The organism is Polaromonas aquatica (assembly GCF_042659145.1).
Taxonomy (GTDB): Bacteria; Pseudomonadota; Gammaproteobacteria; order Burkholderiales; family Burkholderiaceae_C; genus Polaromonas; species Polaromonas aquatica.
Genome location: NZ_JBHSRS010000004.1, coordinates 23,916 through 38,167 on the forward strand (window position 1 = coordinate 23,916; position 14,252 = coordinate 38,167).

General features: G+C 60.7%; 13 protein-coding genes and 3 pseudogenes. 6 read left to right on the forward strand and 10 right to left on the reverse strand.

Annotated elements, in window-relative coordinates:
• Positions 1-10: 10 nt before the first annotated feature.
• The 6 genes and pseudogenes from nadC to ACFQND_RS02000 form a co-directional block, all read right to left on the reverse strand.
• The gene (nadC, locus tag ACFQND_RS01975; RefSeq protein ID WP_377412115.1) at positions 11-871 is read right to left on the reverse strand and encodes a carboxylating nicotinate-nucleotide diphosphorylase; all 861 of its coding nucleotides are present in this window, start codon (positions 869-871) and stop codon (positions 11-13) included.
• A complete protein-coding gene (locus ACFQND_RS01980; RefSeq protein ID WP_377412118.1) occupies positions 871-1,848 on the reverse strand; it encodes a Bug family tripartite tricarboxylate transporter substrate binding protein in 978 nt (325 codons plus the stop codon). The genes nadC and ACFQND_RS01980 overlap by 1 nt, the downstream gene beginning before the upstream one ends.
• An 11-nt stretch (positions 1,849-1,859) precedes the next feature.
• On the reverse strand, positions 1,860-2,849 hold the full coding sequence (locus ACFQND_RS01985) for an ABC transporter substrate-binding protein (RefSeq protein ID WP_377412121.1): 990 nt from the start codon (positions 2,847-2,849) through the stop codon (positions 1,860-1,862).
• Between the two features lie 13 nt (positions 2,850-2,862).
• The gene (locus ACFQND_RS01990) at positions 2,863-4,170 is read right to left on the reverse strand and encodes a Rieske 2Fe-2S domain-containing protein (protein WP_377412124.1); all 1,308 of its coding nucleotides are present in this window, start codon (positions 4,168-4,170) and stop codon (positions 2,863-2,865) included.
• 8 nt (positions 4,171-4,178) lie between these two features.
• Positions 4,179-4,655, reverse strand: a complete 477-nt coding sequence (locus ACFQND_RS01995; RefSeq protein WP_377412127.1) for a bacteriohemerythrin — start codon at positions 4,653-4,655, stop codon at positions 4,179-4,181.
• A 378-nt stretch (positions 4,656-5,033) separates the two neighbouring features.
• Positions 5,034-5,171: pseudogene (locus ACFQND_RS02000) on the reverse strand (carbonic anhydrase); the annotation flags it as partial.
• A gap of 154 nt (positions 5,172-5,325) precedes the next feature.
• Between ACFQND_RS02000 and ACFQND_RS02005 the strand changes: the two are divergent.
• The gene (locus ACFQND_RS02005; protein ID WP_377412130.1) at positions 5,326-6,405 is read left to right on the forward strand and encodes an IS110 family transposase; all 1,080 of its coding nucleotides are present in this window, start codon (positions 5,326-5,328) and stop codon (positions 6,403-6,405) included.
• A gap of 407 nt (positions 6,406-6,812) precedes the next feature.
• Here ACFQND_RS02005 and tnpC read toward each other — a convergent pair.
• The 3 genes and pseudogenes from tnpC to tnpA all read right to left on the reverse strand — a co-directional run.
• Positions 6,813-7,805 (reverse strand): annotated as a pseudogene (tnpC, locus tag ACFQND_RS02010) (IS66 family transposase); the annotation flags it as partial.
• A 37-nt stretch (positions 7,806-7,842) separates the two neighbouring features.
• Entirely contained in the window at positions 7,843-8,196 is a 354-nt protein-coding gene (tnpB, locus tag ACFQND_RS02015) for an IS66 family insertion sequence element accessory protein TnpB (RefSeq protein WP_377412133.1), read from the reverse strand.
• Complete coding sequence (tnpA, locus tag ACFQND_RS02020; RefSeq protein ID WP_377412136.1) at positions 8,184-8,549, reverse strand: IS66 family insertion sequence element accessory protein TnpA; 366 nt, start codon at positions 8,547-8,549, stop codon at positions 8,184-8,186. Before tnpA ends, tnpB begins: the two co-directional genes overlap by 13 nt.
• A gap of 80 nt (positions 8,550-8,629) precedes the next feature.
• Here tnpA and ACFQND_RS02025 point away from each other — a divergent pair.
• From ACFQND_RS02025 to ACFQND_RS02040, 4 genes and pseudogenes are all read left to right on the forward strand, one after another.
• A pseudogene (locus ACFQND_RS02025) lies at positions 8,630-9,177 on the forward strand (IS5 family transposase); the annotation flags it as partial.
• 167 nt (positions 9,178-9,344) lie between these two features.
• Entirely contained in the window at positions 9,345-10,100 is a 756-nt protein-coding gene (locus ACFQND_RS02030) for a tyrosine-type recombinase/integrase (protein WP_377412139.1), read from the forward strand.
• Between the two features lie 132 nt (positions 10,101-10,232).
• Complete coding sequence (locus ACFQND_RS02035) at positions 10,233-11,435, forward strand: IS91 family transposase (RefSeq protein WP_377412141.1); 1,203 nt, start codon at positions 10,233-10,235, stop codon at positions 11,433-11,435.
• A 499-nt stretch (positions 11,436-11,934) separates the two neighbouring features.
• The gene (locus ACFQND_RS02040) at positions 11,935-12,591 is read left to right on the forward strand and encodes a site-specific integrase (protein ID WP_377412144.1); all 657 of its coding nucleotides are present in this window, start codon (positions 11,935-11,937) and stop codon (positions 12,589-12,591) included.
• A gap of 11 nt (positions 12,592-12,602) precedes the next feature.
• On the opposite strand, the gene ACFQND_RS02045 is transcribed toward ACFQND_RS02040, so the two are convergent.
• A complete protein-coding gene (locus tag ACFQND_RS02045; protein ID WP_371437983.1) occupies positions 12,603-13,577 on the reverse strand; it encodes a hypothetical protein in 975 nt (324 codons plus the stop codon).
• Positions 13,578-13,907: 330 nt separating this feature from the next.
• Here ACFQND_RS02045 and ACFQND_RS02050 point away from each other — a divergent pair, with 330 nt between their 5' ends.
• Entirely contained in the window at positions 13,908-14,243 is a 336-nt protein-coding gene (locus tag ACFQND_RS02050) for a hypothetical protein (protein WP_371437984.1), read from the forward strand.
• Positions 14,244-14,252: the final 9 nt, after the last annotated feature.

Consider the following 14,252-nt stretch of genomic DNA (forward strand, 5'->3'; position numbering starts at 1 on the left):
TTCCCTTGAGTCATGCGTCGATGCGCAGTGAGAGATCGACCGCGCGCACGTCCTTCGTGAGCTTGCCACTGGAAATGCGGTCGACGCCGGTTTTTGCGATTTCGCGGATGCTTTCAAGGTCAACGCCACCTGAAACTTCGAGCACCGCTCGCCCGCGATTGATGGTGACGGCCCGGCGCATGTCAGGGAGCGAGAAATCGTCGAGCAGGATATTCGTTGCGCCTGCGACGAGAGCCTCTTCCATTTCGGCCACGCTCTCGACCTCGATCTGCACCGCTACCCCAGCGTTCATCGACCTCGTCGCCCGCAACGCGGCGTCAACGCTACCGGACGCTGCGATGTGGTTCTCCTTGATGAGGATGCCGTCCCAGAGCGCCATTCGGTGGTTAGTGCCGCCGCCCACGCGGACGGCATACTTCTGCGCCTGGCGCAAGCCGGGCAGCGTCTTGCGCGTATCGAGAACGGCGCAGCCCTTGGGGTTCGGGGAAAGACCAGCGATCGCATCCATGTACTGACGAGTCACCGTCGCCACGGCCGACAACATTTGCAGGAAATTGAGTGCCGGTCGCTCGGCGCTAAGCAAGGCGCGTGCATCAGCCTCGATCCGGCATACCTCGGTGCCGCGCGCCACTGCTGCGCCCTCGTCCACCGCCCAGGTCAGCGTGGCCTTCGGATCGAGCGCCTTGACGCAAGCGTCGAACCAGGGGCGGCCGCAGATGACTGCCATCTCCTTTGCCGTGACGCGGCCCGTGACACGACTGTCTGCAGGCACCAGTTGCGCAGTCCAATCCCCGCGGCCGATGTCTTCCATCAACGCATCACGCACATTGCGCAGAAGCGCGGCTTCCAGAGTTTCGTTGGCCTTGAACATCACTCGGCCTGGAGATTGGCACGTTTTGCAGCCGCCGCGACGCGGACTGATTCGTTGCGCAAGGCGGTGGCCAGCTGCTCGGGCGTGCTGCCGATGGGATCGACGCCGGCTTTTTGCAGCTGCTCGATCACGTCGGGACGCTTGACGATCTTGGCGATCTCGCTGCTGAGCCTCGCAATGACGTCGTTCGGAGTTCCCGTCTTGGCCAAAACCGCCACGTTGAAGGCGAAGTCGAAGCCTGGCAGTTTCTCCCCCAGCGCAGGAACGTCTGGCGCCAGCGGGGAGCGCTTCGTCGAATTGATAGCCAGCAACCTGGCTTGGCCGGCCTTGACGAAACCCATTAGCGAGGGCGGTGAAGCGAACACCAATTCGACTTGGCCACCAATCATCGCCGGCACCGAATTGGCGCTGCCGCGGAAAGGGATGTGCGTGATGAAAATACCTAGCCCGTCCTTCATCGCCTCGGCTGTGAGGTGGTGGATACTGCCGACTCCGGACGAACCGTAGTTCAAAGAACCGGGCTTCGCCTTCGCCAAGGCCACAAGCTCATCAATGGTGCGCGCCTTCACGCTGGGATGGACCGCGAGGAAAAGCGGCGCTGTGCCAACCAGCGACACCGGCACGAAATCCTTCGCAGGGTCATATGCCATTTTCCGGCTCATCAGCGGCGTTATCGCCAGCATGGGACCGTCGGTGACCAGCAAGGTGTAGCCGTCTGCTGGCGACTGAGTAATCGCCGCGGCGGCCACCGCGCCGCTGGCACCCGACTTGTTCTCCACGACGACCGGCTGGCCGAACGCATCCGCCAGTCGTAGCGACAGCACACGCGCCACGGTGTCCGGCAGGCCGCCGGGCGAATACGGCACTATGAGCCTGATGGGCTTCGAAGGAAAGGCTTGTGCATGAGCCTTGGCGGGAAAATAGACGCTTGCGACCACGGCCGCGCTGGCCAGTGCCAGGAATAGGTTTCGACGCATCAGTAGACTCCTTAAATGCTGTAGGTTTCGTAGGTCGCCGGATGAAACAGTTCATCCACCGACATGAGGCGCGCCGACAGGCCCTGCGAATGATGATGGCGAACAAACGTCTCCAGCGTCTTTAGCGCTGGCGCCACGCCGTAGGACCAGTAGTCGTCTCCCATGGTCTCGCGCGCGGCCTTGAGCTGTTCTTCCACAAACGGTAGCGTGACCTTGGTCGCTGACGTGTCGGACAGCAGCGCCAAGGCCGCTGCCTTGGACTGCGTGAAAGCCTTGAACACGGCGCCTGGAAGCCATGGATGCTGCGCCGCCAGCTCCTTGCGAATACCGACGACATGCATGATGGGGAATACGCCCGTGCGACGGTAGTAGTCCTTCGCCACTGCGGTGGGGTCGTCGAACAGCCAGCCAATATTCGGGTTCGCCAGCGCCGAACGGCTAGGCGGGCGCGGGCCGATGAAACCGTCGATGTCGCCCTGGTCCAGCAGTTCGGAAATTGTCTTTCCCTCAGGGGCGACCTCCACCTTCACGTTGGCCGGCAGCTGCAGCTTGATCTTCTCGGGTCGACCGGGCGTGTCGATTCCTCCCCGCACCCAGGTCACGTCTTCCGGCCACACGCCGAAGTCATCCTGCAGGATCGCGCGGGCCCACACGTTGGCGGTCAGCTGGTACTCGGGCAGACCGACCCGTTTGCCCTTGAGATCCTCGGGCTTTTTGATTCGGTCCTTGCGTACATAGATCGACGTGTGGCGAAAGGCCCTCGAGAGAAATACCGGTATTGCGATATAGGGACAATCACCTTTGGAGTGCTTGACCAGGTAGCTGGAGAACGACAGCTCGGCAATGTCAAAGTCCATGCTGCGCATCGCGCGAAAGAACATCTCCTCTGGGTTCAGTAGCATGTATATGGGATCGACGCCGTCAATCTGCACACGGCCATCGAACAAGGCACGGGTGCGGTCGTAGTCGCCCATCGCGACCGAAAGTTGTAGCTTAGTCAAGGAGATCTCCTATTCAAACGTTGTATGAAGGCTCGAGCGCGGGCGCCTGGTTGTCCCAGACATATCTGGCCTCGTAGGAGCGCCAGTCGGTGGACTTCGGCACGATGGCCTGGTAGGCACAAACGCCCGCCGGAATCGCACTATCGCCCGTTCCGATCGCGGGCTTGCCGCCCTGCACGGCGCGCACCGCGTCGAGCATCTGGCGTCGGAACTCGACAATCGCCAGGTCGCTCGCGCCCAGCCGGTCGTGGCTTCGATCCGCAATCGGGCCCATGGTCACCCACATCGCGATGTCCTGGTTCGGGAAACCCGTGATGCCGGTGAAATTGCCGGCCCTCATCGCCTGTCGGTCCTGCCAAAACAGGTTGTCGCGGTTGCGTAGCGGCACGTACTTCTCGTCGAGGTCGACGCCGATGCGCTGGCCGAGGAACTTGCGCCAGGTCTCAGTCTCGGGCGTCTGCGACGCGTGGCCCCAGGCGATGAAGTAGAAGGCCGTGGTCGTGTCGTCCATCGGCACGTTGATGTTCGCCACGTTGTAGAGGTTGTTGGGTGGAATCAGCGCCGTCGCTGGCGCCACGAAGACGGTCGAGCGCACATAGTCGTGGGTCGCCGCATCCTTGAGCGGCCGGCGCAATGCGGCATACCGAAAGCCATACCCCGTGCGCTGTACCTGCATGCGTGGCGCCTTGTCGGTCGACGGGCGCAACCATGTGTTGGCCGTGGCCTCTGCACCTTCCACCCGTGCGGGAACCATGTCCGACGAGTGCAGGCTTGAGCTGTGAGCAGAGTCAATCGCGCCCTCGAGGATCTGCGCCCAGTTGCACGGGATGATGGCCTTTGCGATGGTCACACGGGTATCGGCGGTCGGTGCCCAGGCCGGAGGCTGAAACTCGGGCATGGTGTCGCGCGGCCCCATGTAGGCCCACACCATGCCGCCCCACTCCTCGGCCGGATAGGCGTGGTGCTTGACCTTGTCGGTCATGCCGCTGGCGGCCGGCTCGGACGCCATCTCGAGCACGTTGCCCTCGACGTCCATCTTCCAGCCGTGATACAGGCAGCGCAGGCCGCCCTCCTCATTGCGACCTAACACCAACGATGCACGGCGGTGAGGACAGTACTCGTCCATCACACCGACACGCCCATCGCTGTCGCGAAAGACCACGAGGTCTTCGCCAAAGGCACGCGCCTTGACCGGCGCGCCGTCAGGCTCGGCGACCTCCTCTATCAGGCATACAGGCGTCCAATGCCGTCGCATGAGCTGCCCCATGGGGGCTTCGCCCTCCACCAGACACAGCAATTCGTTTTCTTCCTTGGTCATCATGGGAACTCCTACAAAAGAACATGGGCGTTGACGAACGCCTCGGTGGATGGGGTATTTCTTCGAAATACAAGGGGCTTGCCTCCCCAAGCGTGCTTGAAAATCCAGTGCGCCAGGGCGGAATCCAGGTGTTGCAAATGAGGAGGGAACCAGGCCGCGAGCTCAGCAGCAAACTGCCGTACCACACGAAATTCGCCATTGCGCAGCCGCCTGCGCACGCCGGCCGCGGACATCAATACGGCGGCATGCTCTTGCATATGACACGCTTGCGCGGGAAAACTCAATTTGCGCATCCAAGCATCCTCCTCTTCAAAATGCTGGGTCGCATGGACAACGAGCTCATCGAGAGCAACCGCTAGCGCATCGTCGGGCGCGTCGAGTAGGCCTCTTATCAACAGTGCGAATGTCCGGTGCTCCTCGTCCATTCGCGTGTTGCCAAGTAGCAATTCGTCTTTCCAACAAAAACCATTCATAGCGATTGAACTCATGATGAAACCAGCCTTAAACACGGATGCCCTGCAACCCTCAACGCCAGCCACTTGGCTCGACGGCATTGTTGAAACACTAGCGACTTTGCCCTTCAATTTTACTTAGTCGACTAATTATAATCAATCCTGCCAAATGCCGCAACGTGGGCTTTTAGGGGTTTTCCCTAGGTTGGCTGTACAGACCTAAAACACCCTGCAAATATGCGCTTCAAGAAACCGCCCAATGAAGGTCTTGATTTTCAAGTCAGGGATGGCATCCGGCAATGCGGACTAGGCAAGCGCCCGGACACCGCGTTTCTCAATCGATTTCTAGCCACTGCGTGATCAATGGATTGCAAATGGCGAAGTGCTCGCCTGCCTCTCCGCTCAATTGATCTTGGCACCCGAAATCACTGAAAGGCAATTTAGATCACCGCTTGCTACCACATTGGCAACGTTTCTGTGGGTGAATACCTCGCCAGGGGCAAGATCAAGAATCTGATTGGCGGCGACACGACTGTCGGAGCATCCAATCCAGGGGGAATCGTACTTTTTGTGCAAATTAGTGCGCTTGAGGTCGAAAACGTCAATCAAATCAAATACGAAGGGACTCCCCACTTTCCGGTAACGGCATCAAGTGCCAAGATTGGTTTTTCGGAGTCAATCTAAAACCTTTGAAAGGGGAAGTGCCATGAGTGAGATTACACGAGTTGGCGTTGATCTGGCAAAGCAAGTCATTCAAGTCCACGCAGTGGATTCGGCTGGCGAACTGGTCACCAACCGGCAACTGAGCCGAGACAAGTTTCTGTCATGGTGTGCGCAGCTACCGGTGGGCTGTGTGGTGGCGATGGAGGCCTGCGCAGGTGCACACCATTGGGCTCGCAAACTCATTGCCATGGGGTTGAATGCAAAGGTCATTGCGGCACACCTGGTTGCTCCCTATCGGCTGCAGGGCAAAGGGGGAAAGAATGACGCCAATGATGCCGCAGCGGTTTGTGAAGCGGCGTCCAGACCGAACATGCGCTTTGTGCCGGTAAAGACCACCATTCAGCAAGGTTTGTTGTGTGTGCATCGGCTGCGCGAGGGGTTGAAACAAGAGCGCACAGCATGCATCAATCGCATTCGGGGCATGCTGGCAGAGTTCGGCTTGGTAGTGTCCAAGAGTCCCGAGAAATTGCGCGAGAAGTTAACTGACATGCTGGAGGACGCCAGCAATGATCTCTCAGGGGTGGCGCGGCTGGTCATTGAGGAGGCCTATGCCCATTGGAAAGAGGTCGATGAGCGCATCAAATGGTGCGACCAGCGCATCAATGCGCATGTCAAAGATGATGCACAGGCCAAGGCAGCCAAAAATCTTATGGGCATTGGCCCCATAACTGCATCTGCTGTTGTCGCTACGGTGGGGGACTTTAACCAGTTCAAAAATGGTGCTCAGTTTGGTGCCTGGTTGGGGTTAACGCCACGGCAAAACTCAAGCGGCGGAAAGAATAATCTGGGTGGCATCACCAAGCGTGGTGACATGTATCTGCGCAGCTTGCTGATACAGGGTGCCAAATCGGCCGTGATGACAGCGCACAAGCGAGATGACCCCATCTCAAAGTGGCTGTATCAATTGTGTGAAAAGTCGGGTTGGCAAAAGGCGGCTGTTGCAATGGCCAACAAGAATGCACGCATCCTTTGGGCAATGATGACCAAGGGGTGCAGCTTTGATCCCCGGCATGTGAGCATCAAGCCTACAGATGTCGCGGCCTCATCATTGGCGATGGCATAGCCAAACAGAGCAATAAGGCAATTTCTGCAAGACGTGAAAATGAAGATGCAGTAACAGGTTAGACCGGCGGTGGGAAAGCTCGAGTAAGTCGTCGTGGCACACGTCCACGGAAATCAAATGGAGCCCCATCGAGCGGTTCGTATCTGGGTCCGCACAACAAGTGCAACAAGGCCGTCTGTAAATGTGCAGTCTATTCCTCGTTTACCCGCCGCTTCACCTCACGTTAACGCCGAATACCGTAATCAAGGAAAAACCATTTCAGTCAGTACTTGACCGCGTGAGGAGTCCCTGTAAAAGGCTTATGCAGGAACACCTTGGCGTGCCACCGTGCTTTCGTCAAGTGCTTGTTTTGCAACGGCTTTTTCTTTGCATCCGCACCGATTTGCACAAAAAGTACGATCCCCCCTCACCAGAGCACCTCCTGGGCGCATACCCGCATACAGCTCCTGCGCCGCAGCCGTGCTGCGCGTGGGCGAGTAGCCAAACAGCCGTATCGGCGGGCCCGTGCCCGAGGGGCCCGAATCCTGTGTCATTTGCGCCCACATGAAGCTCTGGGTCTGTGCGGCGCGCCCCGGCTCTTTGAGCACCTGCACCTTGGTTTCGTCGCCGAAGACCAAGGGGCTGTCCAGCAGCAAGTCGCGCAGCACGTTGATGATCGGCTGCACCGCCTGGCCCACGCGAACCATGCTGGCGGCCATGGTGTTGCGCGACAGGTCGGTTCCGCCCAAGCGCCCGATCAGTGCTGCCTGGCGATACAGCGGCAAGCCGTCGTCGAACTTCGAGGTAGTCACCCAGGCCAGGGCACTTTCAGTGAACAGACCCTTGGGGATGATCTGCGCGGGCTTGGGTGCCAGGCGCAGCGCGCCGTCGCAGCACGGGCAGGCGTATTTCACCCTCTCGTGGCGAATCACGCGCACCTGCTGAGGGATGATGTCGAGCTGCTCGCTGGCCTCAACGCCGATCTCCTTGAGCACGGCGCCGTCGTGCGGGCAGATGCGCTCGGCCTGGCTCAACTCGTGGCGCACGACGTGGCGCGGCAGAGCCGGGTCCAGGGGTTTGCGCCCGCGTTTGGCGCGCTTGTGGCCGGCCACATCACTGGCGTCATCAGCCGCGTCGCATTCTTGCTGCGCCGGCGTGGCCTGCGTGGCCGCAGCCAGTGCCTCCGCTTCGTTGAAGAACATGTCTTTCTGTTCGGTGCCGCGCGCCTCGCTCTTGGCGGCAAAGACTTTGCGCAGGATTTTGTTCAGGCGCTCTTTGAACAGGTCGCGCTCCACGCGCAGGATGCGATTCTCGCCAGCCAATGCACGGTTCTGACCTGCAAGGGTTTCACCGCGTTGGGTTGCCGCATCGAGCGCCTCTTGCAAGGCGTTGAATTCTTCGATGGAGGGCGGCTTTGTCATTGCCCAATTCGATTGCGGGCAATGGCTGGAAGTTCCCTCAAGCCGCGCGTTGGTAGCGCACTATTTCGTGGCCGCGCATGGCCGCCAGATCGATGCCTTCGAGCAGCCAGTGCAGCTGCTCCACGGTGAGCTCAATCACACGCGCGTTCTCGCGCGGCCACACGAATCGTTCGCTCTCCAGGCGCTTGTGCAGCAGCCAGAATCCGTTGCGGCTCCAGCCCAAAATCTTGATGCGATCCTTCCTGCGGTTGCCAAAGACATAGGCCGCCTGCGCAAATGGATCGAGCCCGAGTTCGTGCTCGACGAGTGCGGCCAGGCCGTTGATGCTCTTGCGAAAGTCGATCGCTTCGCGGTGCAGATACACCGCCAGATTCGAGTTCAGACGAAACATGGCAGCTCCGCAAGGGTGCGCAGCAGGCTTGTCAGCGCCTGGCCACCGGGCGCTGCGTGCGTCCAACTGAGCACCACGCCGTTGCCAAGCCGTGCCTTCATCGCAAACGGGGCGACAGCGCCGATTTGATGAACGTCTGGCGTGACTCTGACCGCCGACTTGGGCTTGAGCTTGACCCGCACGAATGCCGATGCTCGCTCGCCCGGCACCGCCTTCACCTTCGACCGCGAGCGTCGCGCGTCGTACAGACTGCGCACCTTGATGCCGTGCTGCGACGCGTACCCCGCCAAGCTCATGCCTGACGCCTCGGCCACCTTTAATTGTTCTTGCCACTTGCCCTTGCTGATACCCATTGCATGCTCCTTTGTTGAAACGTATGGGTTTATCGCGCTTACGGCTTCAAGGGAAGGACGGGGTTAAAAGAGCGCTTACGATGAAACAACAAACCCTTGCCATGGCAGCCGATCAGGGATCGGGATACGAGCAATACCGCAAGCCCACGCGACGGGACGAGTTCCTCAAGACCATGGAGACCATCGTGCCGTGGGCAGCGCTGTGCGAAGTCATCGAGCCGCACTACCCCAAGGCCGGCAACGGCCGCCCACCCATTGGTCTTGAGCGCATGCTGCGCACCACTTCATCCAGCACTGGTTCAACCTGGCCGATCTGGCCTGCGAAGATGCCCTCTACGACAGTGCCAGCCTGCGCCGCTTTGCCGGTATCGATCTGGGCCGCGAACCCGTGCCCGATGCCACCACGATGCTCAAGTTTCGCCGCCTACTCAATGACAACAAGCTCGGTGAAGCCCTGTTTGCTCAGGTAGGCCTTGTGCTGCAAGGCAAAGGTTTCAAGGTCAACACCGGCACCATCGTGGATGCCACCATCATCGGCGCGCCCAGCTCGACCAAGAACGCGGACAGGGCACGCGACCCCGAGATGCACCAGACCCGCAAAGGCCAGCAGTGGTACTTTGGCATGAGATGTGGTCGACCACATCTCATGCCTAGAACTAAACCGCTTACGCGCTAGCTGGCACGCGACCGCCAGTTGGGCGTTGGCGGCGAATATTTGCATTTCGCTCCCGTTTCGGAACGATGGAGTTGCTGCTCGCAGCAATTCATCCCTTCAATCCGTACAGGAGTATTGCCATGACACCGCTACGCCAACGGATGCTCGAGGACATGAGCATTCGCAACCTCGCCGACAACACGCAACTGTCCTACCTGCAACAGGTCTCGCTCTATGCGAGACACTTTCACCGCTCGCCAGAGGAGCTCGGACCGGAGCAGGTTCGGGCCTATCAGGTGCATCTGACGAAGACCCGCAAGCTCGCTCCGGGCACAGTCAGCATCGCGACGGCGGCACTGCGTTTCCTGTACAGCGTGACGCTCAAGCAGAACTGGGCGCCGGACGACATCCCGATGCCCAAGAAGCCGTTCAAGCTTCCGGTCGTGCTCAGCCCCGGGGAAGTCGCGCATTTCCTGGCCTGCGTCGACAGCCTCAAGCACCGCACGATTCTCACGACCGCCTATGCCGCCGGCCTGCGCGTGTCCGAGGCCACGCACCTCAAAGTTACCGACATTGACAGCCAGCGCATGGTTATCCGAATCGACCAGGGCAAGGGCCGCCACGACCGCTACGTGATGCTCTCGCCGCGGTTGCTGGAGGCGCTGCGCGAATACTGGAAGGTCGTGCGCCCCAAGACCTGGCTGTTTCCGGGCGACATCCCCGGTCAGCCGATCACGCGCTTTGCCGTAGAAAGTGCCTGTCAGAAGGCACACCGCGCCGCCGGCATCGGCAAGCCGATCACCCCGCACTCCCTGCGCCACGCGTTCGCCACGCATCTGCTGGAAGCCGGCACCGACGTGGCCGCATCCAACTGCTGCTGGGACATCGCAGCTTGACGACCACCTCGCGCTACCTGAAGGTCGCGACCAGCACGGTGTGCGCGACGACCAGCCCGTTGGATCTGTTGCCTGAGGTCGCGCCGCCGCCGTCCGAGCCGAGTCCGCCCCCGGTGTTCTGAGCCGGCGGCGATGCGAGCCACCCGGCTCGAGGTGGCGGACATCTTCCGCCAGGTCGGGCCTGCCTACCGTCAGGATCACGCTGATGCCCTCAGCGGTGGACAGCGCCGCGTCATGCGTGCCATCGAGCGCTGCCGCACCGCGGCCCTGGGTGGCCACGTCGAGCAGTGCAATGAATGTGGGTACCAGCGCATCTCTTTCAACAGTTGTAGGGATCGCCATTGTCCGAAGTGTCAGTCGCTGGTACGCGCGCAGTGGCTGCAGGATCGCCAGGCCGAACTCCTGCCGGTCGAATATTTCCACGTCGTCTTCACCGTGCCGCAGGAGGTCGCCGCGATCGCCTACCAGAACAAGGCCGTCGTGTACGACATCCTGTTTCACGCTACCTCCGAGACCTTGCGCACCATCGCCGCCGACCCCAAGCACCTGGGCGTGGAGATTGGCTTCATCGCCATCCTGCACACCTGGGGACAGAACCTGCTGCATCACCCGCATCTGCACTGCGTGGTGCCCGGCGGTGGGATCTCCCCGGACGGCGTGCGCTGGGTCTCTTGCCGTCCCGGTTTCTTCCTGCCGGTGCGGGTGCTCTCCAGGCTGTTTCGCCGCCTGTTCCTCGCGCAGTTGCAGCAGGCCTTTGATCGCGGTGAGCTGAACTTCTTCAACCGCCTCGAAGCACTACACAATCGCGTTGCTTTCGCCAGCTACCTGGCTCCCGCAGCGCACGCCGAGTGGGTGGTCTACGCCAAGCCGCCTTTCGGCGGCCCCCACCAGGTGCTGGACTACCTCGGGCGCTACACCCATCGGGTGGCGATCTCCAACAATCGCCTGCTTGAGTTCAGCGATGGTGCAGTCACCTTTGCCTGGAAGGACTACCGCCACGAGTCGCGCCACAAGACCATGCGCCTGGATGCCCAGGAGTTCACGCGCCGCTTCCTGCTGCATGTCCTGCCCTCAGGGTTCCAGCGCATCCGCCACTACGGGCTGCTGGCCAACCGCTACCGCGAGGTCAAGCTGGATCATTGTCGCCAATTGCTGGCAGCGCCCGCGCCGGTCGTGGCGTTGCCCGATGCAGCGCTGGACTACCGGGACCGCTACCAGCGCCTGACTGGCGTGTCGCTGCGCGACTGCCCGCATTGCGGGCGTGGCCAGATGGTGCGCATCGAATCCTTCCTGCCGGGAACCTTGCCGCGCGGCCCACCGGCGAATACTTCATGAACACCAATCCCGCCGTCATTTCCAACGTTGCTCGACTCGTTTCTCGTAGCGAGGGGGGGCCTTTTGCTTGCCCACGCATATCGCTGGTGAGAATTTCTGGCCACGCCCACCTGGCATGGCCATTACACGCGCCGCAGCCCCCGGTTCCTCGGTGCAAGCTCAAGAAAGCACAGCTCTGGCTGCAGTTCGCTCCAGCTTCTCGTGTCTGCGTCTCGCGTTCCGACAAGTCCGCGCTGATTCAATACCCATAGCGCACCACCGCTTCAGTGGCGGTTCAGTTCAACGGGATCTTTAGCCTACCGGCCGCGGAAGAAGTCCTCCGGCGTTGATCAGCGCCTGCGCGCCGCGGCCGCCAGGCTAAAGACTCTCTGCATAATGTGGCGTTGGTCCATATGTGGCGGCCGGCGGCGTCGCCCTCGGGAGGCCCGTCGCTGAGCACCACATAAATTTCACCGGCGGCGTAGAGTCGGGTCCCTTCACTTCATAAGGGGATCCGATCATGTTCGAGAATCTGTATCGGTATTCGCGCGTCCTGGCCCGGCATCTCGATGGACCGGCGGCCGAGGAGCGAGACCGCTTTGCCGCGCACTTCGCAGCGTCGGGGGCCACGAGAGATTCGGTTTCAAACCTGGCGAGTGAGCTCCTGGTCGTCGCGCAGCGCCTGGACGTCAGCGGTACGAGGGCCGTCACGCCCGAGGAGGTCGCCTCGGTTGCCGATCGTTGGGTCCGGCATCACCGACGACGCGGCCGCAGCATCTCACCCGGTCGGCGTCAGAGATTCGTGCAAGTAGCCACCGACTGGCTGCGATTCATGGGGCGCCTGCATTTGCCGCCTGCGAAGCCCGGGGCCGGCACTGATCTCATTGACGAGTTTGCCAGGCACATGCAGCGAGAGCGTGGCTTGTCCCCGATCACCATCAACAACCGCTGCTGGCATGTTCGAGCATTCCTGACCTGGCTCGCCGAGCAACACTGTGGTGCCGAAGACGCCACCTTGCACCAAGTGGATGCCTTCTTGTCGATGAGAGGCGTGCAGGGTTGGTGCCGGGCGTCCATCGCGACGGCTGCCACTGCCCTGCGATCCTTCTATGCCCACATGACCGCGACGGGTCGTTGCGCAGAAGGGCTATTCCTGCCCAACCCCTCGAAAAGGTAAAACGAGCGAAATCATCTAGATGGCGTCAGCTCAAGTCGATCGTGCGCCAGGTCCAGATAAGCCAGTTCATCACGACAGACCCAGGCCAGGAGTACACCTTCCGGAAACCGACGGCCGAATGAGGCGGCAGCCGAAGCATACTGGGCTTCGGTCGTATCGGCCTGGACAATTCTGGGCCAGTTAGTTTGGAGGCCAGCAAGGTCCCCTTGTGCCGGGTCGGACTTGAACACCGTGGCGTGTCCACTCCGGTCGAACGCGAAGAATTGATACTCTCCGGTCTCGACCATCTTTTGCAAAACAGCCCGCACGACTGGCGAACTTGGGTTGACCAATACGTCGTACTTCGCGAACCCATAGAACTCGAAGCTGAAGTGCACGATCAAGTACTGTTCGGTGCCGAGCAGCGAGTGACCGAACTGGAAGCCAGGCCCTGCGACCTTCTCGGGTAGAGGTTTATCGAGGTGCAGCGCGAACAAGCCGCCGGCCTGCTTGCGCTCCTCGGCCAGCCCGAGCGCAAATGCCGGTGGTTCGGCGGCGATCAGCTCGCCCACGAATGCCCCATTGAGAGTCAGGCGTGGAAGGAACGTATGTACATTGCTCGCCGTCGTCCCGCCACTGGGATCCGGATGCGCCGCGACCATATTGACGTAGCGCGGGCCGAGCTCGCGGGCGTAGCGCGTCAAAATCTCCCATCCGGCAAAGGGGTCGTCCAGTTCGCCTCTATGCAGCGCTACGGCCAGCGCCGCTGCAGGCTCGCTCAACGCCTGGCAACGCTTCATCCTGGCTTCATCGCTCATGTCGGGCGTGGCCACAATGCCGCGCGAGGGGCTGTCTTCACCGCGCACGATTAGGCTGACTTCGAGGAGCGCTTCCTCGCAAATTCGTGCAGCCGTTCGCGCGAGAGGTGATGAATAGCGCCGAATGACCTCAGGTGAGATATCGGCATCCCTTGCTGATCCAGATTTACTTTCGCCTCGCGATCCCATATCGTTTCCCAGGTAGATGCTCTGATTTGATCGGTCGTTCCGAAGATCTTGGCCGCTCGCGTCCTCGAAGCGGCGCAGCTACGCAAAGAAGGTCTCGCCGGTAGCTTCGCAGCACTTTAACCTGTTCGGTTGGCAGGGCGCCATACTCGGCCTCGCGCGTGGCGTCACCGGGAAGGCGCCGAGAATGCCGCATCCATCTGCCGAGCCCGCTTGACCTCGTCGCCGTGCAAGTAGATCGACGTCGTCGAAATCGAGGCATGCCGCAGCAACCAAGCCTATTCCAGCAACGATCTGCTCACATTGCTGCAGTTGCAGTTACAAATCGAGCAAGTGGATGTCGACCATATTGCCAACGCCAACGCCCAACGATTGAAGCATTACAACAAAGTGTTGCATGAGCAATTGGCGCAATTGAAGAGCGAGATCGCCGACGTCGAGATCGGGTTTCGCATCAATTTCGCCTTGCAATCGGCACGCCGGATTGAACCTCGAAAGCTGTGCGAACTGATTGACCCGCACGCCAGGCTGCTGCGGGCCGATCTGGCTCAACTGCACCTTGATATACGCATGCTGGCCAACCGCAAGGCGACCAAAAACTGGCTCAAAACTCTCAGGCGCCACAAGCAACTGCTGGATGAAGCCGAGTTCGATTTTGATCTTTACTGACCTACTCGG

What these genes read in the sequence shown, in the direction of transcription:
- nadC (WP_377412115.1), bottom strand. Translation starts at nt 871, where the DNA reads ATGTTCAAGGCCAACGAAACTCTGGAAGCCGCGCTTCTGCGCAATGTG.
- ACFQND_RS01980 (WP_377412118.1), bottom strand. Translation starts at nt 1,848, where the DNA reads ATGCGTCGAAACCTATTCCTGGCACTGGCCAGCGCGGCCGTGGTCGCA.
- ACFQND_RS01990 (WP_377412124.1), bottom strand. Translation starts at nt 4,170, where the DNA reads ATGATGACCAAGGAAGAAAACGAATTGCTGTGTCTGGTGGAGGGCGAA.
- ACFQND_RS01995 (WP_377412127.1), bottom strand. Translation starts at nt 4,655, where the DNA reads ATGAGTTCAATCGCTATGAATGGTTTTTGTTGGAAAGACGAATTGCTA.
- ACFQND_RS02005 (WP_377412130.1), top strand. Translation starts at nt 5,326, where the DNA reads ATGAGTGAGATTACACGAGTTGGCGTTGATCTGGCAAAGCAAGTCATT.
- tnpB (WP_377412133.1), bottom strand. Translation starts at nt 8,196, where the DNA reads ATGTTTCGTCTGAACTCGAATCTGGCGGTGTATCTGCACCGCGAAGCG.
- tnpA (WP_377412136.1), bottom strand. Translation starts at nt 8,549, where the DNA reads ATGGGTATCAGCAAGGGCAAGTGGCAAGAACAATTAAAGGTGGCCGAG.
- ACFQND_RS02030 (WP_377412139.1), top strand. Translation starts at nt 9,345, where the DNA reads ATGACACCGCTACGCCAACGGATGCTCGAGGACATGAGCATTCGCAAC.
- ACFQND_RS02035 (WP_377412141.1), top strand. Translation starts at nt 10,233, where the DNA reads ATGCGAGCCACCCGGCTCGAGGTGGCGGACATCTTCCGCCAGGTCGGG.
- ACFQND_RS02040 (WP_377412144.1), top strand. Translation starts at nt 11,935, where the DNA reads ATGTTCGAGAATCTGTATCGGTATTCGCGCGTCCTGGCCCGGCATCTC.
- ACFQND_RS02045 (WP_371437983.1), bottom strand. Translation starts at nt 13,577, where the DNA reads ATGGGATCGCGAGGCGAAAGTAAATCTGGATCAGCAAGGGATGCCGAT.